Genomic DNA, 25,851 nt, shown 5'->3' with positions numbered 1-25,851 from the left:
GGTGTTATTTGGGAAGGCCGGCAGTGAAGGTGGGCAGCCACTCGCGGAGCTCGGGCCCCAGGTCATCGCGTTCGCATGCCAACTCGATGCAGGCCTTCAGGTAGCTCAGCTTGTCACCGGTGTCATAGCGGCGTCCACGGAAGACGACGCCATAAACGCCGTAGCCTTCACCTTCCCCGGCAGCCAGAACCTCAAGGGCATCCGTCAGCTGGATTTCTCCGCCGCGTCCGGGAGCAGTCTTCTCCAGGACGTCGAACACTGCCGGGTGCAGGACGTAGCGACCGATCACCGCGAGGTTGGATGGAGCTTCTTCGGGGGACGGCTTTTCCACCAGCTGCTTGATGCGGACGTAGCCGTCTTCACCGTTTTCCTCGACGTCGGCGCAACCGTAGGCGCTGATCTTCGAAGGCTCAACTTCAATGAGGGCAACAACGGAACCACCGGTTTTTTGCTGGACAGCGATCATTTCGCTGAGCAGGTCCTCGCGGGGATCGATCAGGTCATCGCCCAGCAAAACGGCGAACGGCTCGTACCCGACGTGCTGCTTTGCACGGAGGACCGCGTGGCCGAGGCCGTTGGGGTCGCCCTGGCGGACGTAGTGGATGTCGCCCAGGTTGGTGGCGGACTGGATGGCTTCAAGCTTGGCAGTATCGCCCTTCGCTGCCAGCGTTGCTTCCAACGCCGGCACACGGTCAAAGTGATCTTCCAGGGCGCGCTTGCTGCGCCCGGTGATCATCAGGACGTCGTGCAGGCCAACCTTCACCGCTTCTTCGACGACGTACTGGATGGCTGGCTTGTCAACCACGGGCAGCATTTCCTTCGGCATCGCCTTTGTGGCGGGGAGGAACCTGGTACCAAGACCCGCTGCGGGGATGACGGCCTTACGGACAGCATTGTTATCGAGAGTCACCGGACTAATGTAACGGAAGGAATACATCAACGGGTAAACCCTCGCCGTGGCAAGACGCAGAAACAGCCCTTGAACTGGAGCGGATTTGCTGCTTTACGTAGACACGGTAGCCCGCGCGAATCTCATGATCGGACAAAAATGGCATCGAAGGAAGACATCCGCAGCAGCCGCCGCCTGTACAGGCGCGGCCTCTCCAAGGAGCAAGTAGCCCAAGCCGGTGAATCAATTGCACGGCACGGCTTGGCGTGGGCCCGGAAGATTTCCGCCGGATCACCCAGGACATTCGCGATCTACGTCGGCGTCTCCCACGAACCCCCAACCATGCCCCTGATCGCAGGACTCCACAACGCCGGCCACCAGGTCCTGCTTCCCGTCTGCGAGGCCGGACGCCAGTTGAGCTGGGTGTACTGGACGCCGGAGACAGCCTTCGTCCGGTCCGACTACGCACCCATCGACGAACCCGAAGGCGAGCGTTTGGACAGTGCTGTGGTGAGCGCTGTTGCGGGCATCTTCATGCCGGCCACCGCCGTGGACCGGGATGGCAACCGCATCGGACAAGGCGGCGGCTACTACGACCGCCTCCTCCAACGCCTGGACAGCTCCGGTGGTCGGCCACCCACCATCGCGGTGGTGTACGACGACGATGTGTTGCCTTCCGGAGCTATCCCCGCCGAGCCTTTTGACCGCCCGGTGCCGGATGCGTTGACGCCGTCGGGAATCATCACGCTTGGCGGCGGGGAGTGACCTGGTTGACGCTACGTGAAGTCCCGCACTTACGTGGAGTTGGCAGATAGCGAATGAGCGGGATGCGGATGATAGAATTGGCACTCAGGCCCTGCGACTGCTAATGCGGAGATTCTCCGCCATGGCTCTACAGGACCTGAACCTTGTCCTGAAGGAGGAACTCAGTGCCCACATACGCATACGCCTGCAAAGACTGTGACCATGCCTTTGACATCGTCCAGTCCTTCTCTGACAGCTCCCTGACGGAGTGCCCTGAATGCCAGGGCGCGCTCCGCAAGAAGTTCAACAGCGTCGGCGTTGTCTTCAAGGGCTCGGGCTTCTACCGCACGGATTCGCGCGATGCCAAGGGCAGCACCGTCTCCGCTGCGCCCTCCTCCCCGGCGACTCCGGCCCCGGCTGCCACGCCTGCACCAGCAGCCGCAGCGAGCTAGCCAGCACTTTTCCACATAAGGCACTCGGCCGCTGTTGGGCGGCCGAGACCGGTGGCTAACGTGGCGTTATGCCACTAAAGTCAACCACTTCGCCACTCCCCCGCCGCGAACACTCCAGTCCGCCTGCCAGGGGCCGTGGTCGCTCCCGGAATAAGCCCACCACCGTGGCTGGCCATTTCCTCCCACGGAAGCAGGGGCCACATCGCCAATTGCGGCTGGGCCCCAGGCAGAGCCTGAACTTCTGGGTCTCCCGGAATCGTCGGCTGACAGTTGCACTGCTGCTCTGCCTGGCCACGGGCATTACTGTCCAACAGCTAACCCCTGCCTCTGAGCAGCGTGTCAGCATTCTCGTCGCTGCCCATGATCTTGCCGCAGGCACCAGCCTCACCGGGGCCGACTTCACCACTGTTGGCGTGCCGCCCGACCTCGCGATTTCCGGAGCCCTGGAGGATCACGTTTCACTGGTGGGCCGCCAGCTTGCCTCGCCCTTGACTAAAGGGCAGATTCCCACCGAATCCAATCTTCTGGGGCCGGGACTCCTCACCGGTGCACCTGTAGGCTCAGCTGCGGTCCCCCTTCGCATGGCTGACCCTTCATCCATCCAGCTTCTGTCCCCGGGACAGCTGGTGAATGTAGTACTTACCGCCGCCGGATCATACGACGAGTCCCGGCAAACCGAAGTCCTGGCCGCCTCCGTCCCTGTCCTATGGACATCCGCCCAAGGGGGTAAACCCGGCCAATGGCTCGGAACCAGCGACACCGACGGCTTGATGGTAGTGGCTGCAGATCCTCCACAAGCAGAAAAGCTTGCCGGCGCATCAACGCAAGGCAAGCTTTTCTTTGTTTTGGTCAATCCCTAATGCAGGGCCTGGATTCCATGACCCAATCAGCCCCAATGCGGGGGCTTCTGCTCCTTCAACCACTGCTCATGGTCATAGTTGCCTTCGTCGCCCCAACGTCGGGGATCGTCTTCAGCCGCCTTGGTAGGCAAGATTCCACCGGAGGCTTGCTTCGCCGCTGGTGTCTTTGACTCTGCCTTCTCTTCAGCGTTTTCGGCGTCCACAGCTGCGGTCTGTTCGTCAGAGCCGCTTTCGTTGCCGGTTCCCTGTTCATTCACTGGTACTTCAGTCCCATCCTCTGGATCACTGGGGGTTGGATTGCTGGCTTCTGCGTTGCTTGGTTCGCCATCCGCCCCCCTCCGCCTGTTCACATCTGCCTGTCCGGGCTGCTGGGATTCCAGCGATGCCTGGGCACTTCCCGGGCTTTGCCGATGCGAAGCCCGGGTTGCGGAGGAACTGCTGTACGAGGAGCTGCTGTACGAGGAAATCCCATACGAGGAGCTGGCATACGAGGAACCTGCATTGTCCAGATTCAATTGTTCAACATCCATGTCCAGGAAGCCATGCTCCGCTGGCGGGGCGGCCTGGGGAACATGGTTCTCAAGTCCCAAGTAGGACCCGATTCGATCTGCGCAGGACGAAGGATCCGTGAACACTTCAATGGTCCACAGGGACATGTAACGCCAGCCCATGCGTTCCAGCAGTTGGGGCCTCAGACGGCTGCGTTCACGGACACTCATGCGCCGGTAACGTTCCGTGCCATCGGACTCGATTGCCACTGGCGTGGGAATCTCGGCGCCTTCCCGTCCAATCGTGTGGACGGGATCGGCAGCGGCGGCAATGTCCAGGACACCGTCGTAAAGGTGCCACACGCGGGCACCCCTGGCCCGCAACCTCTCGCCGAGATCGGCAACCAGAGGGTCCTCCCCCAAAGCCTGTTCGCTGGCAACGGCGCGCGAGGCAGGAGTTCCAAGGTTGCTGTTCCCGGACAGTTCCCTGTCCAGCAGTTCGTAAAATTCCACAGCCCCGTGCGCCAGGCGATCCAGATCCAGATCTTCCGGGCGGAAGCAGCTCAGGACGTGCATGGAACGGCGGGCGCGGGTCATTGCCAAGGCAAAGCGGTTTCGTCCGCCCTCGGTGGACAGGGGTCCGAACGAGTGCAAGGCGCGGCCATGAGGTGTCCGGCCGTAGCCCAGAGAGAAAATGACATGGTCACGCACCAGGCCTTGGGCTCGCTCCAGGTCCACTACGCGGAAGGACTCAGGACCGGCGCCGAAGAAGGCGGACAACAAGGGGTGGTTGGGCAATTGAAGCCGGATCGCCTCGCCAATCCGCGCAGCGTGGCGCAGGCTGGCCGTGACCACAGCCAACGAGGTTCGGGGCCGCAATCTGGCGTGCTCGAAGACAAGGTCCACCACGCGGTTGACCTCCGCCGTAACGGACTCAACGCCCTCATGGTCGGCGCCCGGGAGTCCTGTTCCATCGGGGATGTACTCCACCAGGATCGAACGATCCAGGCCCGTCACCGAACTGCCATCGGGCAAACGCCGGAGGCCGCCGTCGTAGTAGTTCTTGCTCAACTGCAGGATCAGGTCCTCATCGACGGCCCGGTAAACCCAGTTCAGCTGCCAGGTGGGCAGGACGCGTGCCAGGGCCTTGAACGCGCTGTCCACGGTCTCGTGGCTGGCCACCCCCGCCACAGGAGGTTCCACGGCCACGCTGAAGGTGCGGGCATTCGCGATCTTCGCATCACCGAAGGCTATGACTTGCCGGGCCCGCGCAATCGCCGGAAGGACGGCCTGAAGCGACGTCGATTCGGCATCGATGATGATCACGGCGTCAAACTTCTGCTCCGCGGGAAGAACTCCCGTCAACAGGTAGGGGCTCACGGACCACACCGGAACGAGCATGGGTACGAGGTCAGGAGCCTGCGCACTCAAAGCCGGGAGGGTCACCCGACCATCCTTGAGCAGGGCACGAAGCAACTCAGCCTGCCGGGGGTGCTCCACTATCCCCTCGCCCCATTTCCGGGCCAACTGCCACCGCAAACGCGCAGCACCACTGGCAATGTGGGCTTGGTCCGCAAGGCGGTACTCAGCTTCAAGGCGGCGGAGGGAGTCGCCGTCGGACATGGCGAGGTAGTCGTCACCACTGATCATTGCTTCCAAGGCAGACTGCCACCAGGCGAGGTCCAGCTCGGCTGCAACCGAAGCGGCCGGCACTTCACGGGCAGCAAGGTCAGCGAGCAGCTCGCCGAGTCCATGCTCGCGCATCTCCTCAATCAGGAGCGTGCGCTCCGGGAGTGTTTCAAGCGTGGCTGTGTCCGCCACGAGCCGTTCGAGCCGCTCCATGAGTTCCAGGTACGGAGTCTGGTGGAGCGAACCACCGGCAGAGGTGTGCTTGAGCGCCTCACCCAGGCGGCGAAGCTCGCCATCCAGTTCGCGGTACAAGGACCCGAGGTCGGCGAGCCCGGACGGCACGGCCGGGTGGCGCTGGGTGGTGGCATAGCCTGCCCACAAGGCACGCTGCTCCTGGACGAGGACCAGGGAGCTGTGCAGGTCCGCGATGTGAACACCAGGCCGCACATACTCTTTTGCCACCCGCCGCAGCCTCGAACGCTGCATGGAGGGCATCTCCAGATTGCGCTCCCGGCGCCACGCAGAGCTGGCAGTTGCAGAGATGAGATCATGCACCGGGCGATCGAAAATATCCGGAGTGAACTTGTCCAGGCTTTCGCGCACGGCAATCAGCAATTCAAGCTGTGCGCCCCACTCGGTGAAGGTATCCGCCAAACGGATCTCGGCGTGATCCGAAACCTGCTTCATACGCTCGCGCAGGACGGGAAGTTTCTCCTCGGCGATGCGGGCAAGCTGTTGGGCCTCTTCTGTCTCCTTGCGGGTTACGAGGCGGGCACCATACCAAGGGCTGGAGGTGGAAGACCGGCTAAAGCTACCCAGCTCGGCAGCACGACGCAAGCGGCCAGCCAGTTCTTCACGGTCCTTGATGTTGTCCAGCACGCTGCGCTTGAGGCGCACTGTGGTGGACGGCGCCGGGTGGATGGACGTCAATTCGGCCAACGATTGCATGGCCTGGTAGGGCGAGCAGCCCCAACGTTCGCGGACGTTGTGGAGCGAGGCAACATGGTCCATCAAGGCATGCCGGTGTCCGATCAGCGTCTGATGGAGGTTCCCAAGCTGCGGTTCCAGCGCCTTTTCATTGCGCATGATGGCACGGACCAACTGGCCCTTGAGCTGCTGTGGTGTGGTGCCGTTGCCCGGACGGAACAACATCGAATCCAGGCCCAGCGACTCCAGGTGCGCAGAAAGTCCCGCCAGGCTGGACTGCCGGTCCCCCACCACGAGGACGGATTTGCCTTCGCTGACCAAGGCGCCAATCGCATTGATTGCCGTCTGGGTCTGGCCGCTGCCTGGTGGGGTGCTGACAACCAGCGAATCTCCTGCGCGGACAGCGTCCACCACATACTGTTGGTCCGTGTCAGCATCGAGCAAAAGTAGTTCGTCTGCCGGGTCGCGTTCATCGAGGCTGGCGAACCGCCCCGCTTTGATGGGTTCGGGCTCGATCTCGCCACCATTGGCAGCAGTTGCCAAGGCAGCCACGGTGGGGTTGTTCATGTTGATCCACGGATCGTCCAGGTTTCCCGAAAGATCAGCCAAAGTGGTCACGAGCAAGTTGAATTCAACCTCGGCGCCGTGAATGGGCTGCACCAGGGTAGCCAGGCGATCCAGGACCGGTTGGGGGTCAAGCCTGGCCGTGTTGTAGGCCATGCGGGCTACTGCATTGACGTCGAAGACGATGCCGTGGACGGTCTTCAGGTGACGCACCAAAGCCGGGTTCATGCGTGCTTGCTCGGTGAGCTGCAGCTCGAAATCGTCCTCGCCCGGGCGAACGGTCAGGACAATGGAGGTCAGCATGACAGGGGCCGATACCCGCTGGGGTTTGCCACCTACGGCTGAAGTCCACACCACCGTGCCCGCGGAGAGGTACCCGGCCTCGATACCCCGATCATTGCTGAGCTCAAAAATTTTGGACCGGATGTTGCGTGCAGCCCGTGCCGCCACCAGATATTGCTGCCGGTCGCGGATAAGCGTGGACAACCTCGTTCTACGCCCCGCCAGCAGCTGCGCGAGGCCCGAGGGATGTGCGTTGCTGAGATCGATGGCGCCTTCGGGCGTCTTCACGAAACGCAGCATCGTGTCCGCCCCTGTAACGGGCTTAAGTCCGGACAGCCATTTCCGGAGCTCTTCGGAGCCCTCTTCTTGGCCTTGACCTAATGACACAACTGCTGCCTTCTTTTCTGTACTAGCTTTAGACGCCTTGGACCATACCGGCATACTTTCGAGGGTAGCGGGAATACTCCTTCAGCCCGCTCCGCAACACTGTGCCAATGCGAAATTCGCCGTCATTTCACAGCCGAAAGAATAGTGGCCGGCCTCCCAGAGGAGGCCGGCCACTCAAAATGCTATTCCCACTCGATGGTTCCCGGCGGCTTGCTGGTGACGTCCAGCACCACGCGGTTAACTCCATCCACTTCGTTGGTAATGCGGTTGGAGATGCGGGCCAGGAGGTCGTACGGCAAGCGCGACCAGTCGGCCGTCATTGCGTCCTCGGACGATACCGGACGGAGAACGATCGGGTGGCCGTAGGTGCGGCCATCGCCCTGGACGCCGACGCTGCGGACATCAGCCAACAGAACCACCGGCATCTGCCAAACATCGTTGTCCAAGCCAGCAGCGGTCAGCTCGGCACGGGCAATCGCGTCAGCCTTGCGAAGCAGGTCAAGGCGCTCCTTGGTGACTTCACCGACGATGCGGATACCGAGGCCAGGGCCGGGGAACGGCTGGCGGCCGACGATTTCCTGAGGCAGGCCCAGCTGGGCACCCACCGCGCGGACTTCGTCCTTGAACAGGGCGCGCAGCGGCTCAACGAGTTCGAACTGCAGGTCCTCGGGAAGCCCACCCACGTTGTGGTGGCTCTTGATGTTCGCAGCGCCCTCGCCGCCGCCGGACTCGACGACGTCCGGGTACAGCGTGCCCTGGACCAGGAACTTGATCTTCTCCCCCTCGGCAGCTGCCTGGGCGATGATGGCCCGCTCCGCTTCCTCGAAGGCACGGATGAATTCCCGGCCAATGATCTTGCGCTTGGTCTCGGGATCGCTGACTCCGGCCAACGCAGACTGGAAGCGCTCTTGCTCGTTGGCAACATACAGATTGACGCCCGTAGCAGCGACGAAGTCGCGTTCAACCTGTTCTGCTTCGCCTTCGCGAAGGAGACCGTGATCCACGAAGACACACGTCAGCTGGTCGCCAACGGCCCTCTGGACCAGGGCTGCGGCAACGGCAGAATCCACGCCGCCGGAAAGACCGCAGATGACCTTGGAATCACCGATCTGCTGGCGGATGCGTTCCACCTGCTCTTCGAGGATATTTCCCGTGGTCCAGTTGGGGCTGAGACCAGCGCCCTTGAACAGGAAGTTCTCCAGGACGTGCTGGCCGTGCACGGAGTGCTTGACCTCCGGGTGCCACTGCACACCGTAGAGGCGCTTTTCCTCGTTGGCAAAGGCGGCTACCGGGGCGCCGGCCGTCGTGGCCAGCACTTCGAAACCCTCGGGAGCTTCCTGGACGGAGTCGCCGTGGCTCATCCAGGTGTTCTGTGAGGAGGGCACACCATCAAGAATCGAGCGGGCATCGCCAACCACCAGTGCTTCGGTGGCGCCGTACTCCCGGAGGCCCGTCTCGGCCACCTTGCCGCCCAGCGCGTTGGCCATTGCCTGGAAGCCGTAGCAGATACCAAAAACGGGTACCCCGGCTTCAAAAAGGTCCGCTCCGACGCGCGGAGCACCTTCTGCGTAGACGCTGGAAGGTCCGCCGGAAAGGATGATGGCTGCCGGGTTCTTGGCCAGAAGCTGCTCGGTGGTGAAGGTATGCGGAACAATTTCCGAATACACATTCGCTTCGCGGACGCGGCGGGCAATCAGCTGCGCGTACTGGGCACCGTAGTCAACAACCAGCACCGGCTTCTGGGAAGTCTGGGGTGCGGTGGGAGTAGTCACCAACCAAGACTACTTTGCCGGGCCGCCCCGGTGCACGTTGGCAGTGGCCTGAAGAGGTCAATTACGGGCTGGTCGTTAGGCATCTCACACCCTGACGCCTGCTGGCCTGGCCCTGGCCGCGGCTAGTAGCGCTTTGAGGCCTGCGGGTTGGCTGCCAGTTCCGCTTCAACCTGGGCATGGAACTTCTTCTCCACGATGAACGACATCAGGGGTACCACGCCACCCAGGGCCAACAGGACCAGCTTGGAGAAAGGCCAGCGCATGAGCGACCACAACCGGAAGTTGGAGACCAGGTAGACCACGTACATCCAGCCGTGGACGATCAATACAGTGGTGGAGATATTGAAGCCGCCGATCACGCCCTTGGGCTCAGACTCAGCGAATCCGAAGCCGAAGGGCTTACCCGTGACGGCATCCGTGCCACCGGCAAAGAGCGATACGCCGAAACCGTAACGGGCAATCAGTTCCGCGCAGAGCAGCAGGAGCATGGCACCGGTCAGGTAGGCCATGACTTTGTAGAACTTCAGCGCCGAACGGATTTGGGCTTCCGTTCCGCCAAATCTGCGCTTCTTCGGCTTGGGTCCGGACTGCTCGGGCTGGATGGCCGGCTTGGGCTCAATCATTACTGCACCTTTTGTTCTGGCCCAGGCTGCTGGGGTTCAGGGCTTGTCGGTTCGTTGGGGTGGTCTTTGTCATCGTCGAAGCCGCCGTCGAAGCCGCCATCGTGAGTGTCGAACTCGTCGTCTTCGAGGCCGCGACGGTAGTCGTCTGCCACCATCCGCCACCAGATGTACAGTGCGAATCCTGCGAAGACCACCCACTCAACTGAATAGAAGAGGTTCAGCCAGTTGACCTGTTGTTCCGGCGGCTGTGCCGGGATATTGAGGGCCTTTACCGCGTCATTGCCGGCGACGGGAACACCACCAGCTACTTCGGATGTTGCGGCAATGAAGCCCTGGTAGCTGGAGACGTCCCAGATGTTGATGAGTTCGGCAACGGCCACCGCCGACGCCCGGCCTGGACCGGCGTCGACGTGTGGCACCGGCGCTTCAGAGGGCAGCAGGCGGCCGGTCAGCGTGATGGTGCCCGACGGCGGCGGACCGGCTTGGGCGGCATCGGCCACCCAACCCCGGGCTACTGGAATCCAGGTGTTGGGCGAGGCGGCGACACCGCTCAGTTTGGGAGCATTGTCCACCACGAAGCCCGAGACAATCCAGAATCCCTTCTGGCCGTTGTAGAGGCGGCCCTCAACCAGGACCTGCTTGGCGGGATCGTAGGACCCGGTGGCGCTAACCATCTGGTCCGAAACAGAACCGGGGAAAAACTGCCCCGGCTGCAGGACGTCCACCAGGGGCTTGACCTCTTCAATGCTAGAGGAAACGGGAGCTTCGTGCTGGGTGGACCGGCTGAGCTGCCACTGGCTGAGCAGCACAAACACCGCGGACAAGAGAAGCGCAAAGACGAGTCCTGCGATCCAGCGGGGTTTCAGCGCGGTTTTCAACACCCCTTAACCGTACTTCGTCCGGCTGTAGAACAACGAAACGAACGGTAGGAACCTTAGCCCTGAACGCGTCCGTGGGCGCCTTTCTCAATGTTCGAATCTCAGTGGTCGAAGAACACCAGGCTGGAGTTGATGAGTTCGGAAATGACCTCGGTATCGTGCGCCCGGCGCAGGGACTCCCGGAATGACTCTTTGGAGAGCGAACGCGCCAAAGTAGCCAGGACTTCCAGATGGTCCGAGAAGGAGCTGGCCGGCGTGGCAATGAGCAGGATCAGCGTGGCGGGACCATCAGTGGCACCGAAATCCAGGGCATGGCCGAACTTGGTGACGCCCACGGCTATGGAAATCCGGTCTACGAATTCACTCCGCGCATGCGGCAGTCCAATGCCACCGGGAAGCCCGGTAGCCAGCTGGTGTTCCCTGGAATGGACCTGCTCCAGGAAGCCCTCAAGGTTGGAAATCCGACCAGCCGCGTGAAGCCGTTCCGCTAGTTGGGCCGCAGCGTCGATTTTGTCCTCGGCAACGAGTTCCAGGATGACGGTGTCCGGCGTAGTCAGTTCCGCGTCATACCGGTCAAGTGGTTCAGCCAAGTCGTGTTCCCTCCAGTGTGGCCTTCCGGCCGCAGGTCCTGTGTTGCTCAGCGAAGGGGAACGATGTCATCGACTCCCATGCGCGCGGCGTCAGCTGATTCGTCATCGGGTTGTTGCTGGCTTAGCCGCTCAGCTTCGACCCGGGCCAGATAGTGCTTGATTTCGCTTTCCCGCTGTGTTTCGCTCCAGCCAAGGATTTCTCCCATCAGCTTAGCCACTACAGGCACCGCTGACACACCCCGGTCCCACGCTTCAATCGAGATTCGGGTGCGGCGCGTCAAAACGTCGTGAACATGACGGGCGCCCTCGTGGGTGGTGGCGTAGACAACCTCCGCGGCAAGATAATCGTCAGCCCCGGGAAGCGGTTCCCCGAGCCCGGGTTGCGCAGCGATGAGATCAAGCACTTCCGAGGCCATGGACCCGTAGCGGTTGAGCAGGTGTTCCACGCGGGCAACGTGGACGCCGGCTTCTTCCGCGGAGCGGGCGCGGCGGTTCCAGGCGGCTTTGAACCCCTCCGCACCGAGCAAGGGGATCGTTTCGGTGCAGCTGGAGGGAACGCGTTCATCCATCGCCCGCGTGGCCTCATCAACGGCATCCTTGGCCATGACACGGTAGGTGGTGAATTTACCACCGGCCACCACCACCAGGCCTGGCACCGGATGAGCCACGACGTGTTCGCGGGAGAGTTTGGCGGTGGAGTCGTTTTCGCCTGCAAGAAGCGGGCGGAGCCCAGCGTAGACGCCTTCTACGTCCTCACGGGTGAGGGGCCGCTTGAGGACCTTGTTGACGCGCTCCAGGACGTAGTCAATATCCTTGCTGGACGCGGCGGGGTGCGCCTTGTCCAGTTTCCAGTCCGTGTCCGTAGTCCCGATGATCCAGTGGCGGCCCCAGGGGATCACGAAGAGCACCGACTTCTCCGTGCGCAGAATCAGCCCAACGGTGGATTGGAACCTGTCCCGCGGTACCACAAGGTGGATGCCCTTGGATGCCCTGACTTTGAGCTGTCCCCGGTCCGTAACCATGGCCTGGGTTTCGTCCGTCCAGACTCCCGTGGCATTGACTACCTGCTTGGCACGCACTTCGAAGACGCTGCCGTCTTCCTGGTTTTCCAGCTTGGCGCCCACCACGCGTTCGCCTTCCCGGAGGAAGTCCACCACACGCACCCTGTTCACAGCATGGGCACCATAGTGGGCTGCGGTCCGCACAACGTTGACCACCAAACGGGCGTCGTCCACTTGGGCATCGTAGTAGCGGATGGAACCAACGAAGGCATCGTCCTTGAGGCTGGGAGCCGCCCTGAGGGTGCCGCGCCTGAAGAGGTGCTTGTGCATGGGAACCCCGCGGCTGTGCCCGGAAGTGAGGCCCAGGGTGTCGTAAAGCATGATTCCCGCGCCCACATAGGGGCGCTCCCAGAACCTACGGGTCAGCGGGTAGAGGAAAGGGACAGGACGGACCAGATGGGGTGCGATCTGCTGGATCAGCAACCCGCGTTCCTGCAGTGCCTCCTGGACCAGCCCGAAATCAAGCATTTCAAGGTACCGGAGGCCACCATGGATGAGCTTGGACGAGCGCGACGATGTCCCTGAGGCCCAGTCCCGCGCCTCGACGATGCCGACTGTAAGGCCGCGGGTCACCGCATCCAGGGCTGCTCCAGCCCCCACCACGCCTCCGCCGACAATCAGGATGTCCAGCTGTTTGCCGGCTTGGGCAGTGGCTTTCAGGACTTCAATGGATGCGGCACGGGATTCCGGGCTTAATGCTCCCGGAGAATTCACCTGCGGACCGCCTGCGACATTGCTCATCGGACCCCTCCTCAAACGCAACAGCTGGTAGTCCCCTACCCTACTTGTTGCCCGGTCCGATTGGCAGAAGTCCTAGTTGCCAGAATATGGGGATACTACGACGTCCACGCGCTGGAACTCCTTGAGGTCGGAGTACCCTGTGGTCGCCATGGACCGGCGCAGTGCGCCAATGAGGTTGGACGTGCCGTCGGTGTGGTGGCCCGGCCCGAAAAGGACTTCCTCCAGGGATCCGACCGTGCCAACGTTGACGCGATCGCCGCGGGGCGATTCGAGGTGGTGCGCTTCCGGACCCCAGTGCCAGCCGCGGCCCGGAGCTTCTTCCGCGCGCGCCAAGGCGCTGCCCAGCATAACTGCATCCGCTCCCATGGCAATGGCCTTGACGATGTCGCCCGACCTGCCCATGCCGCCGTCGGCAATGACATGGACATAGCGCCCACCGGACTCATCCATGTAGTCGCGCCGGGCCGCAGTGACGTCTGAAATAGCCGATGCCATGGGCGAATGAATGCCCAGCGCACGGCGCGTGGTGGTGGTAGCACCCCCACCGAAGCCAACGAGCACGCCTGCGGCACCCGTGCGCATCAGGTGCAGGGCCGGTGTGTAACCAGCCGCTCCACCAACGATCACAGGGACATCGAGTTCATAGATGAACTGCTTAAGGTTCAGCGGTTCGTGGTTTTTGGAGACGTGCTCAGCGGAGACCGTTGTTCCGCGGATGACGAAAATATCGACGCCGGCGGCCACCACGGTCTTGTAGTGCTCCTGGGTGCGCTGCGGGGTAAGGGAACCGGCCACCGTAACGCCTGCGGCGCGGATCTCGGCCAGGCGGGAGCTGATGAGCTCTGGCTGGATGGGCGCCTGGTACAGGTCCTGCATCCGGCGGGTGACGGCCGGGCTGCTGGTTTCGTTGGCCAAGCCGGCGATCTCGTCGAGCACCTTCTGTGGGTTTTCGTACCGGGTCCAGAGGCCTTCAAGGTCCAGGACGCCAAGACCACCCAAACGGCCCAAGGTAATGGCCGTGTCCGGCGACATCACAGAGTCCATGGGGGCGGCAATCACCGGCATATCGAACTTATAGGCGTCGATCTGCCAGGAGACAGAGACGTCCTTCGGGTCACGCGTCCGACGATTCGGAACGATCGCGATGTCATCCAGGGAGTAGGCACGACGCCCACGCTTGCCACGGCCAATCTCAATCTCATAAGTCACTGCTCGAGTTTATCCCACCGAGGCCAAGCCACCGTTTTGTTCCAAGCTGCTCCTAGGGGGTGTTCTGGCTGGTTTCTTCCACGGTGAGCTGGGATTCGAACATCCGGAAGTAGCGGCCCCTCAACGCCACAAGTTCCTTGTGCGTCCCTTGCTCGGCAATCCGGCCATCTTCAAGCATGTACACAACGTCTGCCTTTTCGATGGTGGCCAGCCGGTGGCTGATGGCAATGATGGTGCTGTTGCGGTCGGCGAAAAGGCGGGTGAAGATCCGGTGCTCAGCCAAAGCATCGATGGCCGACGTTGGTTCATCCATGACCATGAAGGAGGCATCCCGGTAGAAGTTCCGGGCCATGGCAAGCCGCTGCCATTGCCCGCCGGACAGGCCGCTCCCCTTGCGCCCGCGGGGATCTTCCATCCAATTGCTCACATGGTTTTCCAGGCCATTGGGCAGCTTGTTGATGAACTCCATGGCCTCGGCGTCTGAGGCTGCCCTACGGATGCGTTGCTCGTCCCGGGGTTGATCAACATCGCCCAGATAGATGTTCTCCGCCGCGGTGGCGAATTCATACTTCAGGAACTCCTGGCTCAGGACCGCCAGGTGCCGGTGCCAACTGGTCACGTCGATACCGGTGAGATCGACGCCGTCGAGCATTACTTGGCCTGAATCCGGCCGGTACAGACCGGCCAGGATCCGGATCAGCGTGGACTTTCCGGCGCCGTTCTCACCAACTATGGCAATGTGCTGGCCCGCCCTGATGGTCAGGGATATGCCCTTGATAACCTCAATGTCGCTCCCCGTATAGCTGAACCGGATGTCCCGCATTTCCACTACGGAAGGCGACTGCACCAAGGGAGGCTCGTGGCCGCTGGGCACGGGAAGCGCCATGAACAGCTCGTAGTCTTTGAGGTTGGCAAGGTCTTCGTCGATGGAACTCAGTGACGAGACCAGGTTGTTGGCGGTGGACAGAGCCCGGCTGACGATCTGTTGGATGTAGAGGAACTGCCCTACCGGCTGCGCCCTGGCAATGATTTGTCCCACCACCCAAATCAAGGACACAACTTCGGCCCCATACTGCAGGGCGTCCGCTGCGAGTTGCTTGGGGATGTAGCGCTTCTGGAAGTCCAGCCGCCTGCGCTCGTCAGCGTCCCGAAGCCGGGACCTCAGATCCATCAAATAGCCCACGATTCCGTAGAGCCGCATCTCGGCAATGTGCTGGGGCCGCAGGAGGTTGGTCTCAATCATTCGCCGTTGCCGCCGGGAATCCACCTGGGTATTCCAATGGGCTATTTGCTCTCGGGAGAGTTTGAACTGCAGGTAGACGCTCGGGACGATGGCGATAAGGACAATGACGGCGATCCACCAACTGACCAACAGCAGCGCACCGACTGCCAGGATGACCGACACCAACTGAGTAAAGATGGCCGCGATCCTGTCCAGGACCCGCGCATAGGAATCGGAGAACCGCTTGGCGCGATCGTAGAGGTCCACCGTTTCTTTGTCGTCATAGCGCCAGAACTCCAGTGCCAGGAAGCGCTCATACATCATGTCGCCGACGATTGCGCCCACTTTGAAGCTCATCAGTTGCTGGATGTACCGGTCGACGCTGCTGAAGGCGCCCCAAAACAGTCCCAGCGCCGCAGTGATGATGACGTACAGAATGGCCCGCGGACCGGCGTCGCGATCTCCCGCGTAACCGGCGGCCAAGGCCGTGGTGGTCAACGCGGCGAAGTAGGTGGTTACCAGCGGCAGCGTTGCCGAAATCAGGGAGCCAGCCACTTTCATGATGACTGCAACCGGTGATGCCTTGAAACTCACTTTCAGGACCTGCCCGACGGCGCGTGCGTACGGCCGGAGGGCAAGCTTGCGGGGCGCTTTGCCGGGTTGGACTGAGTTCAGCCGGACTGACTCCGGATGCCGCGGTTGTGCGGGCTTTTCGGACATGCCCCCAGCCTATTCCTCCCCGCCGACATTTCCGTTGCGGCCCTTAAACAGCTGTTCCCCATGGAGGCTTCCACGGGGAACAGCTGGCAGGAACTGATGGTGGTCAGCGGGAACCGTAGTTGGGTGCCTCCACCGTCATCTGGATATCGTGCGGGTGCGATTCCTTCAGGCCGGCAGGAGTGATCCGGACGAACTTGCCGCGTGCCTTGAGCTCGGCAATCGTGGGGGCGCCTGTGTAGAACATGGTCTGGCGAAGGCCACCGACCAGCTGGTACGCCACGGATGCCAGCGGACCACGGAACGCGACGCGGCCTTCGATGCCTTCCGGGATGAGCTTGTCATCGCCGGAGACGTCAGCCTGGAAATAGCGGTCCTTCGAGTAGGACGTGTTCTTTCCACGGGACTGCATGGCGCCCAGGGAGCCCATGCCGCGGTAGCTCTTGAACTGCTTGCCATTGACGAAGATGAGCTCGCCGGGAGACTCTTCACAACCAGCCAGCAACGAGCCCAGCATCACAGTGTCAGCGCCGGCAACGAGTGCCTTGCCGATATCACCCGAGTACTGGAGTCCGCCGTCGGCAATCAACGGCACGCCGGCCGGAATGGCAGCCTTCGCGGATTCGTAGATGGCCGTGATTTGCGGAACGCCGACGCCGGCTACAACACGGGTGGTGCAGATGGAACCTGGGCCCACGCCGACCTTGATGCCATCGGCACCGGCGTCAATCAGGGCCTGGGCGCCTTCACGGGTGGCAGCCTGGCCACCAATGATGTCCACGTGGGCAGCAATCGGGTCCGACTTCAGGCGGCGGATCATGTCCAGCACGCCCTGGGAGTGGCCGTTGGCGGTGTCCACGAAGAGTGCGTCCACCCCGGCGTCGATGAGCTTCATGGCGCGCTCCCAACCGTCGCCGAAGAAGCCGATTGCAGCACCTACGCGCAGCCGGCCTTCGTCGTCCTTGGTGGCCAACGGGTACTGCTCTGCCTTGGTGAAGTCCTTGGTGGTGATGAGGCCCTTGAGGCGGCCCTGCTCGTCAACCAGGGGGAGCTTCTCGATCTTGTTGGTGGCCAGCTTGTGCGAAGCTTCCTCGCGGCTGATGCCCACATGGCCGGTGATGAGCGGCATCTTGGTCATGGCATCGCTGACGCTGCGCAGCGGGAATTCAGATTCCGGAATGAACCGGGTGTCGCGGTTGGTGACGATACCCAGCAGCCGTCCGTCGGTGTCCACCACGGGAAGGCCGGAGACGCGATAGCGGGAACACAGCTCGTCCAATTCCTGCAGCGTGGCCTGCGGGCCAATCGTCAGCGGGTTGGTGATCATGCCGGATTCGCTGCGCTTGACGCGGTCCACGTGCTCGGCCTGGTCATCGATGGACAGGTTGCGGTGCACTACGCCCAGACCACCCTGGCGGGCCATGGCGATGGCCATGCGGGACTCCGTGACGGTGTCCATGGCGGCGGACAGCAACGGCGTCTGCACCGTGATGCGCTTGGAAATGCGTGAGGACGTGTCTGCATCGGAGGGGATGACATCGGTGTGTCCGGGGAGGAGCAGGACGTCGTCGTACGTCAGGCCTACGAAGCCAAAGGGATCGTGTTCGGGCTGGGTCATGAGTGCGGCCTCTTACCTGGGTTCTGGGGGCTTTAACTGGTAGGGGTTGCAACTGATGACCAGCCCGTCATTACGGGACTGGCCTGTGCATAAAATACGGGCCTGTGCATGAGGTACTGCAAGGCAAAGGTGCTTCGGGTATTGAATAAATAGTAGAACCTTCGCGGCGATCGCCATATTCCGCGACGCCTGAGTGTGAGCAATAGCACTGGCGGCAGGCCGGCGTCGTGCGTTCCATGCTCCCGCGGGTGGCAGGGCTAGCGCTCAGACCAGCCCGTCGCGGCGAGCAGGCGCTCCTCGAACATCGGAATCATGCTCTGGACATAGGTCTTGGTGAGGTGGTTGTCGTCCTTGTAGACGTACACATTGCCCACCACTGCCGGACACGTTCCCCGCTCACAGATGAAGTCGCTCATGTCCATCAAGTACAACCGGTCCACTTTGCCCGCGTAATCGTCCAGGGGCGAGGATGCAGCGAGGGAATCTTCCAGCGGAGGGTTGCAGTCGGGCGAATCAGGGCCCTTCTTCTGCACGCACTCGGGCATGTTGATGCTGAACCTCGGGTTGTCGCGGACGCCCACGACGTCGATTCCTGCATCCGTGAACGGCTTGATGCCTTCCAAATAGCCGGGCACTTCGGTCTCGAAAGGGGCCGTGACATGAGTCAGAGACGCCACAGTGAACACCGCATCGGGCTTGTGTTCCATGACGTAAGCGGCACTTGCCTTGTTGAAGTCGTTGCAGTCGCTGGTGCGCTCAGGAGTGTCGGCACCGAAACGGCAGTTCCCCTTCAGCAGAGTTACCACTTCCCAACCGTGCTCCTTGGCGATAGGGCCCAGGGCGGCCATGTACTGCTGGGCATGGGAATCACCCAGGACCACGATCCTCTTGGTCACTACCTCAGGTTCATCATTCTGGAGGCAACCCTGCAGCAACGGATCTGACGGGACGTTCGCGCCAGTACACAAGCCATCGATGTCCGCCCATTCATTTTTCATGGCGGCCGGAGCCGGAATGATCATCGCCTCAGGCGTCGGTTGGCCCGCGAACTCAGGCGTCAGCGCTGCGGCACCGGGCGTCAGTTCCTTGGGCTGATCCGCAATCGCCACGCTTTCGGCGGCGATGGCACCCTGCCAGGCAGTCATCGGCAGCGCCAGCAGCGCACCGCAGGAGACAACGACGACGGCGGCCCGCCAGGACCGTGCGTCCGGCCACTGCCAGCGGCGCATGGGCACCTCGACATACCGTGTGGTTGCAACGGCCAACAACATGGATACCGCCATGATGCCCAGGCCCTGCAGGAGGTTGGGGCTTGTGGTCTCCGTGACGAGCAGGAAGAACACCAGGACAGGCCAGTGCCACAAGTACAACGCATAGGAATTGTTGCCTACCAGGACCAGGGGCTTTGAGCTGAGCACGCGGTCCGCACCAAAGCGGCTGTTGCTCTGGCCGGCGACGATAACCGCCGCGGCTGCGAGCGTGGGCCAGAGGGCCACGAATCCTGGGAAGGAACGGTCGACCGTCAGGATCAAGCCACACGAGAGCATGGCGGCCAGCCCTGCCCAACCCAGGAACACCCGAAGCCGCCGTCCCGGTTTGAGGTACGGGAGGGCCAGCGCCAGCAGGGAACCCAGCGCAAATTCCCACAGCCTTGTCCGGGTATCGAAATACGCATACGCCTGGTTGTTGGCCGTCTGGTCGATCGAATAGACCAGCGAGGCCACAAAGACCAGGCCGAACGCCATGAACAACAGCTGCCGGTGTTTTATGGCCTTCCGGCCCGGGAACAGCTTTGCCAGTTGTGGCTGCAGCAGGGCCACCGCCGCGAAAATCAGCGGCCACAGGATAAAGACCTGGCCCTGGACGGACAGGGACCAAAAGTGTTGGAGGGGACTCGCTCCGGAGTGGTCCTGGGCATAGTAATCAACGGCAGAGTCCGCAAGCTGCCAGTTCTGCCGGTACAGCAGGGAGGCCCAGGCCTCGGCGAGCACATCCGGCCACCGGCTCTGCGGGACAAAGGCCCACGTTGCGGTCAGAACCGCCAACAAGACAACGACGACGGCGGGCAGCAGCCGCTTGAACACGTGGAGCCAGTGTTGCAGGAGCCTCAGGGGCTTGTGGTTTTCGAGCTTCCGCGTAAAGGACAGGGTCAGCAGGAAGGCCGAGATGAGCAAAAAGACGTCGACGCCACCGGACACCCGGCCGAGCCAAATGTGGTAGGCCGCCACCATCAACACAGCCAGGGCACGCAGGCCTTGGACCTCCGGGCGGAAGGTGCGTTCCGCCGTCGTGGGCCTCTCTGTGGTGGGGTTGCCACCCAAAGGTGCAGTTGCTTTCACGTTGTCGCTCATCGCTCCCACCCCGTCGCGGCAAACCACCTTTCGTCGAACATCTCACCCATGCTGGTGACGTAGGTCTTGGACAAGTGGTTATCGTCCAGGTAGACGAACACATTTCCTATGACGCTGGGGCACTGGGCGCCGTTGCAGAGGAGATCTGTCATATCCAGGAATGCAGCATTTCCAAACTTTCCCTGCTCGGCCGCGAAGGGGCTCTCGGCGGCCAGGACGTCATGCAGGTCAGACTTGCAGTCAGGGCTGTCCACGCCCTTGGACAGGGCACACTCGGTGACGTTGTGGTCATAGCGTGGGTTGTCACGGATGGCCACCACCTGGATGCCGAGGTCGTTGAAATTGGTAACGGACTGTTCAAAGCCGTACACCAACTCCTCATCCGGTGATGACGGGGCCGCCTTGGTGCCTACCATGAACACGGAATCCGGGGTGTGGGCTGCCACGTACTTGAATGCGGCCGAGTTGAAATCGTTGCAGTGCTGGTCAGCGTCAGGGTTCTCCGGCATGAACGGGCATCCGCCCAGCAGGAGGGCCGTGACCTTCCAGTGCTCAGCCTCAGCGAGAGGACCGAGTGCAGCCAGCCACTGCTGCGCATGGGAGTCGCCCAGGACCACAATGCTCTTGGTGGCGTCATCGCCCACACCGTTTTGCTGGCAGTTCTCCTGCAGTGTCTTGTCTTCCGGCTGGGACGCCCCCTCGCATGTCCCACCCAGGTGTGCCCAGTCCTCAGGCAGCTGCTCTGCCGTCGGGAGCGTCTTTGCATCCTGGCCGACCTGGTCCACGTACCCCGGAAGGAGGGCATGGGCTCCAGGGTTGTCGTTGAATGCCTGCGTGTCAGCGGCCTTCTGGTCCAGATACTGCTTGTACTGGAAGCCGAGCAACGGCGTGCATGCCACGGCCAGGCAAACGGCGATGGAGATGGCTGCGCGGCGACGCTTTACCTCGGGCCACTTCCACTCCCGGAATGGCTTCTCCACATACTTCGTGGTCAGGAACGCCAGGATCAGTGCCAACGCCACAATCGCGGTGCCGGAAAGCCAACCCGCATGATCCTTGCCGCTCCAAGCCAAGGCGATCACCAGGATGGGCCAGTGCCAGAGGTAGAGGGCATAAGAGTTATCGCCTAGCCGGACCAGGAATTTGGAACTCAGGATCCGATCCACGCCGAAGCGGCTGCCGGTCTGTCCCGCCGCAATCACTGCAACGGCAGCCAGGGTTGGCCAGAGCGCTACGAAGCCCGGGAACGCTGTCTGGACCTGCAGCAGGATGCCGCAGCTGAGCATGGCAGCCACGCCGATCCACCCCATCACCACGCGGACAGGTTTGGAAAAATCCAAGGCAGGCAAGATCAAGGCAACAAGTGTTCCGAGGGCAAACTCCCATAGCCGGGCGAAGGTGTCGAAGTAAGCCACCGCCTGGTTGTTGGCTGTAAAGATGATGGAGTACGTCAGGGAAACGACGAAGATGAGCGCAAAAACATAGGCGAGCGACGCCCGGTATCGGAGATCGAATTTGCGGCAGATGACCGCCATCACGGCGAAGATCACCGGCCAGAGAATGAACACCTGGCCCTGGATGGAGAGCGACCAGAAGTGCTGCACAGGACTGGCCAGGCTGTGGTCCGTTGCGTAGTAGTTGACCGCAAGAGTCTGCAGGAGCCAATTCTCGTAATAGAAGAGTGAGGCCCAAGCCTGATTGACCACTTCCACCCAGCGGGTGGGAGGCAGGAAAGCAAAGGTAGCAGCCAGTGTTCCGAAGAGGACCACCACCACTGCCGGGAGCAGGCGCCTGAACAAGTGCAGCCAGTGCCGCAGCAAGTCCATCGGGCGCCGCTGTTTGAAGCGGCTGGTGAACTGAAGAGTCATGAGGAAGGCCGAGATCAGCAGGAAGACATCAACCCCGCCTGATACCCGCCCGATCCAGATGTGGTAGCTCACAACCATGAGGACAGCGAGGGAGCGGAGGCCCTGGATTTCGGGTCGGAAGGTGGACTTTACAACGGGACCGGTAGCCCGCCTGTTGGGACGGGCGGGCGGTCGGATCGTTGATGTAGTCACGTTAGGCAGTTCCTCAAGGCTATTGCACAAAGCATCCATCATACGCTGTTCCAGGCGCCAACCCCAGTCGGGCCGGCCTGTGGAACCGCCTTACGAGTCTCTATTAGCTCAGGTTGGACTATGCATTTGCAAAGATGAAACTGTGCGTTGCCTGTGCCAAGGCACTCTGTTTAAATGCCGTCTGAACGCCAGGGCGCTAGGTCAAAGCCGGTCGACGCTCAGCCGTTGGCTGCCGGTCCGCTGTGATCCGGCGTGCCAGATAACGGGCGTCGCGGCCAACTCCTGGAAGCGTTGCCGACACTGCCGCGAACAGGAACTCCTGGCCGACGAAATAGAGTCCAGGGATGGATTCCACTACTCCCCTCTTGTGGGCCGGCGTCCCCTCTCCGTCCTGGTAAGGGAGCTTCAGCCACGAGTAGTCCTCCCGGTACCCGGTACACCAAATGACATTCGCCACGTCCAAGGTCCGGCCCTCTTCCAGCACCGGTTTACCTTGCTTTACCCCGGCTACCCTTGGCAGCAGTTCCACCTTCGCCACACGCAGATCCTTGGTACGTGTTCGGATCAAGGGTGCCGCCATGGTTTTGAAAACCGGCGCCACCTTCCGGCCAACGGGCGTGTTAAGGGTCAGGACGTGAAGGCCTGCGAAGCGGATCACAGGCAGCACAAACCGGGCTGCGGCGCGTCCGTGGCGAACAGGGAGTTCGCCACTGGCTTTGCCGGCCAGCAACGTGGTGTGCGTCCTGCTGGCTTCAAGGGCAATCTCCGCGCCGGAATTGCCGAGCCCCACCACGAGTACTGGTCCAGGTTGGAGTTGCCCGGGGTTTTTGTAGTCCTGCGAGTGAAGCTGCACGATGCCGGGATCCAACTCATTCGCGAACACCGGCCGCTTGGGCAGGCGATATCCACCGGTGGCGACCACTACGTTGTTGGCGCCCCAGGACCGATCACCGGAGCTCACAAGAAAGCGATCGCCCTGTTGCGTCACCCCATCAACACGCACTCCGTGAACCACGGGAAGACTGAACCGCCGCGCATATTCTTCGAGGTAGTCCGCCAACTCATCCTTACTGGGGAACGCCAGGGGGTCCCCCGGGAAGGGCGCGCCCGGCAAACCGTCGTACTTGGCCGGTGTGAAAAGACGAAGCGAATCCCACCGCTGGCGCCACGAATCGCCCGTTCTGGCGTTCTCATCAAGGATGACGAAGTTGTGGTGCTCTTTGGCCAGCCAATAGCCGAGCGCCAAGCCCGCCTGGCCACCGCCCACGATCACGGTATCGAACTGTGGGTCATTAGCTTTTTTCATGGCTTTTCCTTTCTCGTTACTAGTCCAACGCGGGGTCACTTCTGGCCTATGGCAACGGCTGGCATGGGCCTTAAGTGACCCCGGGTTGCTGGAGGTTCAGTTGCTGGGGTTTCAGTAGCTGGGGTTTCAGCGGGAGCCTTCCGGTACCGCAGGCACCACACCAACATCAGGGCCGACGTCACCACGTAGAAGGTGTGCAGCAGCCACACTGGTCCCGCCGGAAGGTCGAAGACGTAGAAGGAGTGCACGGCGTTGGCGACGTTGGTCAGGGTGATGTTGCTCAAGCTGTAGGAGGCCAGGTCCTTGGTGCGGACTGCCTTGAACAACATGGGCAGCATGCTGGATGCAAAGAGCACGGTGGATACGGTGCCGGCGAGCAGTGGAATGTTCATAAACCCAAGCTATGAGTCCGGCGCCCTCTGCCGCGTCGGCCAAATGACGCATTCCGCTGGAATGGGCATGGGTATTTATGCGCATGCCGGGGAGTGATAGAGCGTTCGGGAAAGCCCCGCAGGATGTGAAAGAAGATCGGGAGAAAAGCTGTGGGATGTGAGAGAACATCAGTTGGTCAAATGGTGTTCGAAGGCGTATCTGGTCGCAGCGACCCTGGAGGGCAAGGAAAGTTTGCTGAGGATGTTACTGACATGCCGGGCAACGGTTTTTTCGCTCAGGTACAGTTCCCGCGCAATCGACTTGTTGGCTTTTCCGTCGGCGACAAGCCGCAGGACTTCCAGTTCACGGGCGGTCAGTTCACGGGCAGCGAGCACACCGGCAGTCAGCGTGGAACCATTCCTGACACCTCCCGCCACCTCCGCTCCCGCACTTAGCCCCAGCACCTCCGTCACGGCGGGCGCTGCTTCGAGTTCAGCGAACTCGGCTATAGCTGCTTCGAATTCCATGGCGGCGGAGTCGGGATCGCCCAGTTCCGAACACGCGCGGCCCGTCAACACCCTGCATCTGGCGGCGCCATAAGGTGCCTCGAGGCTGTACCAGAGCCGCCACGCCTTTCTGGAGGCCACGAGCGCAGCCGCGGCCTTGCCTTCTGCGAGCAGGACCTGGGCTTCCGCCTGCGCCGCAAGCGCCCGTTCCAAGGGCCTGCCCGTCTCCAGGACCGGGGCCGCGAGTTCGTCAGCCGCCGCCCGTGCCGCCTGAAGGTCACCGGCAGCAAGCTCAACATCGACGACGGCGGGAAGCAACCGCCGTCGGTTGGCGGGGTCCGAGCCTGAGACGGCCCGGCGCAACATGGCTTGGGCTTGGGACACTTTTTGCTGGCCTGCGAGCACCAGCGCGAGCCCCGGGAGAGCTTCGAAGCCGGTCTCTGCAGCCTTGGCATACGCCGCGCTGGCCTCATCAAACCGGCCCTTCAAACGCAGAATCTCGCCCTGCAGATACCACGCACCCCAGGTCGCTTCAGGATCGCCGCGGCGCGAACGGTCCTGGGCAATGTGGACCGCAGCCATGGCCTCATCCCAGGCGCCGTGGAGGATGAACAGCTCTGCCCTGTGGGACTGGCATTGCCCACTGAACATCACCATGTCCGGCCGGTCCCCGCACCAGCGTTCCAAAGCAGCCGTCCATTCATGCGCACGCTGGACGTCGAAGGCCAGGCGGCAGCTGCCGATAACGGCGCAGTAGATGATGCCCGAAGGGATGGGCGAGACCTCCCCTGCCGTGACGGAAACCATGACTTCGTCCAGGAGCTCCAAGCCCTTATCCGGGAATCCAAGGGTGACGCTGGCTGTGCCCAGGCCCAGCTGTCCAAGGGCCATCAGGTCCTTGTCGTGGAACCGCTCTCCCACAGCCAGGGCGCGGCCAAAGAGTTCATTGCTTGCTTCAGGATTTCCTCCGTACAAGGCTCCCAGCGCCGAGGGAATCAGGAGGTAGCCTTCAGCTTCGGTGGGCTCGTCCAGTTCTTCCACTAAATGTTTTGCCCGGGACATCCATCCCGAGCTGCGGGCCGGCTCCCCGATGTCCATCAGGAACAGGACCAGCCAGGTTGCACAGCGGGCGGCGGCAGCCATGTCTCCTACTGTGAGGTACTCATCGTGCGCCCGTGTCAGGTAGGCGACGCCTTCGGAGTCCTTGCCCAACAGCATGGCCACTGAGGCCGCGACTTCGATGTCCTGGGGTGGCAATCCGCCCTCGGCGTCTGCCCGGGCAAGGCAGTCCATTGCATCGCCCCAGCGGTGCTCGGAGAACGCCGAGCGTCCCAGATCCAAGGCTGTAACCGGCATAGTCCACACTCATTCTGCGACCGGGAGCAACCCGGTTGGCGCACCCAAGCGGCCGTATTAGCGTCAGGGTACCGCCGCCGTCGTAAGCCCACAATGGGTCGCGTTGACTCGTAATTAACCTCCGCGAGGGGGGATACGTTGCCTCATTAATAATCCTCCGGCTGGGTGGGCGGTTGCCTCGGTCAGTGGACGGGGGTTACGCCGGGTGAATGGGATTGACGATGGCTGAGCGGAAGGCCGTGACGAA

18 protein-coding genes are annotated in these 25,851 nt (G+C 62.1%); 3 read left to right on the top strand and 15 right to left on the bottom strand.

Annotation, left to right across the window (positions count from 1 at the left end; genetic code table 11):
- Positions 1-4: 4 nt before the first annotated feature.
- Positions 5-937 carry a UTP--glucose-1-phosphate uridylyltransferase GalU gene (gene galU / locus AC1DD7_RS10395; protein WP_431115874.1) on the bottom strand — a complete coding sequence of 311 codons (933 nt, stop codon included), beginning with the start codon at positions 935-937 and terminating at the stop codon, positions 5-7.
- Positions 938-1,048: 111 nt separating this feature from the next.
- Here galU and AC1DD7_RS10390 point away from each other — a divergent pair, with 111 nt between their 5' ends.
- The 3 genes from AC1DD7_RS10390 (at position 1,049) to cpaB (ending at position 2,945) form a co-directional block, all read left to right on the top strand.
- Entirely contained in the window at positions 1,049-1,654 is a 606-nt protein-coding gene (locus AC1DD7_RS10390; protein ID WP_477514901.1) for a 5-formyltetrahydrofolate cyclo-ligase, read from the top strand.
- 164 nt (positions 1,655-1,818) lie between these two features.
- Entirely contained in the window at positions 1,819-2,085 is a 267-nt protein-coding gene (locus AC1DD7_RS10385; protein WP_477514900.1) for an FmdB family zinc ribbon protein, read from the top strand.
- A gap of 68 nt (positions 2,086-2,153) precedes the next feature.
- Entirely contained in the window at positions 2,154-2,945 is a 792-nt protein-coding gene (gene cpaB, locus AC1DD7_RS10380) for a Flp pilus assembly protein CpaB (RefSeq protein ID WP_477514899.1), read from the top strand.
- A gap of 26 nt (positions 2,946-2,971) precedes the next feature.
- On the opposite strand, the gene AC1DD7_RS10375 is transcribed toward cpaB, so the two are convergent.
- From AC1DD7_RS10375 to AC1DD7_RS10310, 14 genes are all read right to left on the bottom strand, one after another.
- On the bottom strand, positions 2,972-7,276 hold the full coding sequence (locus AC1DD7_RS10375; RefSeq protein ID WP_477514898.1) for an AAA family ATPase: 4,305 nt from the start codon (positions 7,274-7,276) through the stop codon (positions 2,972-2,974).
- Between the two features lie 128 nt (positions 7,277-7,404).
- Entirely contained in the window at positions 7,405-8,994 is a 1,590-nt protein-coding gene (gene guaA / locus AC1DD7_RS10370; RefSeq protein WP_431115879.1) for a glutamine-hydrolyzing GMP synthase, read from the bottom strand.
- A 122-nt stretch (positions 8,995-9,116) separates the two neighbouring features.
- A complete protein-coding gene (locus AC1DD7_RS10365; protein WP_431115880.1) occupies positions 9,117-9,617 on the bottom strand; it encodes a DUF3817 domain-containing protein in 501 nt (166 codons plus the stop codon).
- Positions 9,617-10,498 (bottom strand): SURF1 family protein, encoded by an 882-nt coding sequence (locus tag AC1DD7_RS10360; RefSeq protein WP_477514897.1) that lies wholly within the window; start codon positions 10,496-10,498, stop codon positions 9,617-9,619. Before AC1DD7_RS10360 ends, AC1DD7_RS10365 begins: the two co-directional genes overlap by 1 nt.
- Positions 10,499-10,596: 98 nt before the next feature.
- On the bottom strand, positions 10,597-11,085 hold the full coding sequence (locus tag AC1DD7_RS10355) for a PTS sugar transporter subunit IIA (RefSeq protein WP_477514896.1): 489 nt from the start codon (positions 11,083-11,085) through the stop codon (positions 10,597-10,599).
- Positions 11,086-11,132: 47 nt separating this feature from the next.
- Complete coding sequence (locus tag AC1DD7_RS10350; RefSeq protein WP_477514895.1) at positions 11,133-12,887, bottom strand: glycerol-3-phosphate dehydrogenase/oxidase; 1,755 nt, start codon at positions 12,885-12,887, stop codon at positions 11,133-11,135.
- A gap of 72 nt (positions 12,888-12,959) precedes the next feature.
- Positions 12,960-14,096, bottom strand: a complete 1,137-nt coding sequence (locus AC1DD7_RS10345; RefSeq protein WP_431115884.1) for a GuaB3 family IMP dehydrogenase-related protein — start codon at positions 14,094-14,096, stop codon at positions 12,960-12,962.
- Between the two features lie 52 nt (positions 14,097-14,148).
- Positions 14,149-16,038, bottom strand: a complete 1,890-nt coding sequence (locus AC1DD7_RS10340) for an ABC transporter ATP-binding protein (RefSeq protein WP_477514894.1) — start codon at positions 16,036-16,038, stop codon at positions 14,149-14,151.
- A 103-nt stretch (positions 16,039-16,141) separates the two neighbouring features.
- Positions 16,142-17,653 carry an IMP dehydrogenase gene (gene guaB / locus AC1DD7_RS10335; RefSeq protein ID WP_223933862.1) on the bottom strand — a complete coding sequence of 504 codons (1,512 nt, stop codon included), beginning with the start codon at positions 17,651-17,653 and terminating at the stop codon, positions 16,142-16,144.
- Between the two features lie 257 nt (positions 17,654-17,910).
- Positions 17,911-20,004 carry an acyltransferase family protein gene (locus AC1DD7_RS10330; RefSeq protein WP_477514893.1) on the bottom strand — a complete coding sequence of 698 codons (2,094 nt, stop codon included), beginning with the start codon at positions 20,002-20,004 and terminating at the stop codon, positions 17,911-17,913.
- On the bottom strand, positions 20,001-22,103 hold the full coding sequence (locus AC1DD7_RS10325) for an acyltransferase family protein (protein WP_477515168.1): 2,103 nt from the start codon (positions 22,101-22,103) through the stop codon (positions 20,001-20,003). The genes AC1DD7_RS10330 and AC1DD7_RS10325 overlap by 4 nt, the downstream gene beginning before the upstream one ends.
- 157 nt (positions 22,104-22,260) lie before the next feature.
- Positions 22,261-23,370, bottom strand: a complete 1,110-nt coding sequence (locus tag AC1DD7_RS10320) for a flavin-containing monooxygenase (RefSeq protein ID WP_477514892.1) — start codon at positions 23,368-23,370, stop codon at positions 22,261-22,263.
- A 35-nt stretch (positions 23,371-23,405) separates the two neighbouring features.
- Positions 23,406-23,762, bottom strand: coding sequence for a hypothetical protein (locus tag AC1DD7_RS10315; protein WP_477514891.1), 357 nt, complete (start codon positions 23,760-23,762; stop codon positions 23,406-23,408).
- 168 nt (positions 23,763-23,930) lie between these two features.
- Positions 23,931-25,604 carry a helix-turn-helix transcriptional regulator gene (locus AC1DD7_RS10310; protein WP_477514890.1) on the bottom strand — a complete coding sequence of 558 codons (1,674 nt, stop codon included), beginning with the start codon at positions 25,602-25,604 and terminating at the stop codon, positions 23,931-23,933.
- Between the last annotated feature and the right edge of the window lie 247 nt (positions 25,605-25,851).

The sequence above is a fragment of the Paenarthrobacter sp. 10L412 genome, assembly GCF_056395565.1.
Note: the sequence above shows the minus strand (reverse complement) of the source record. Positions and strands in the feature narration are given on the sequence as shown.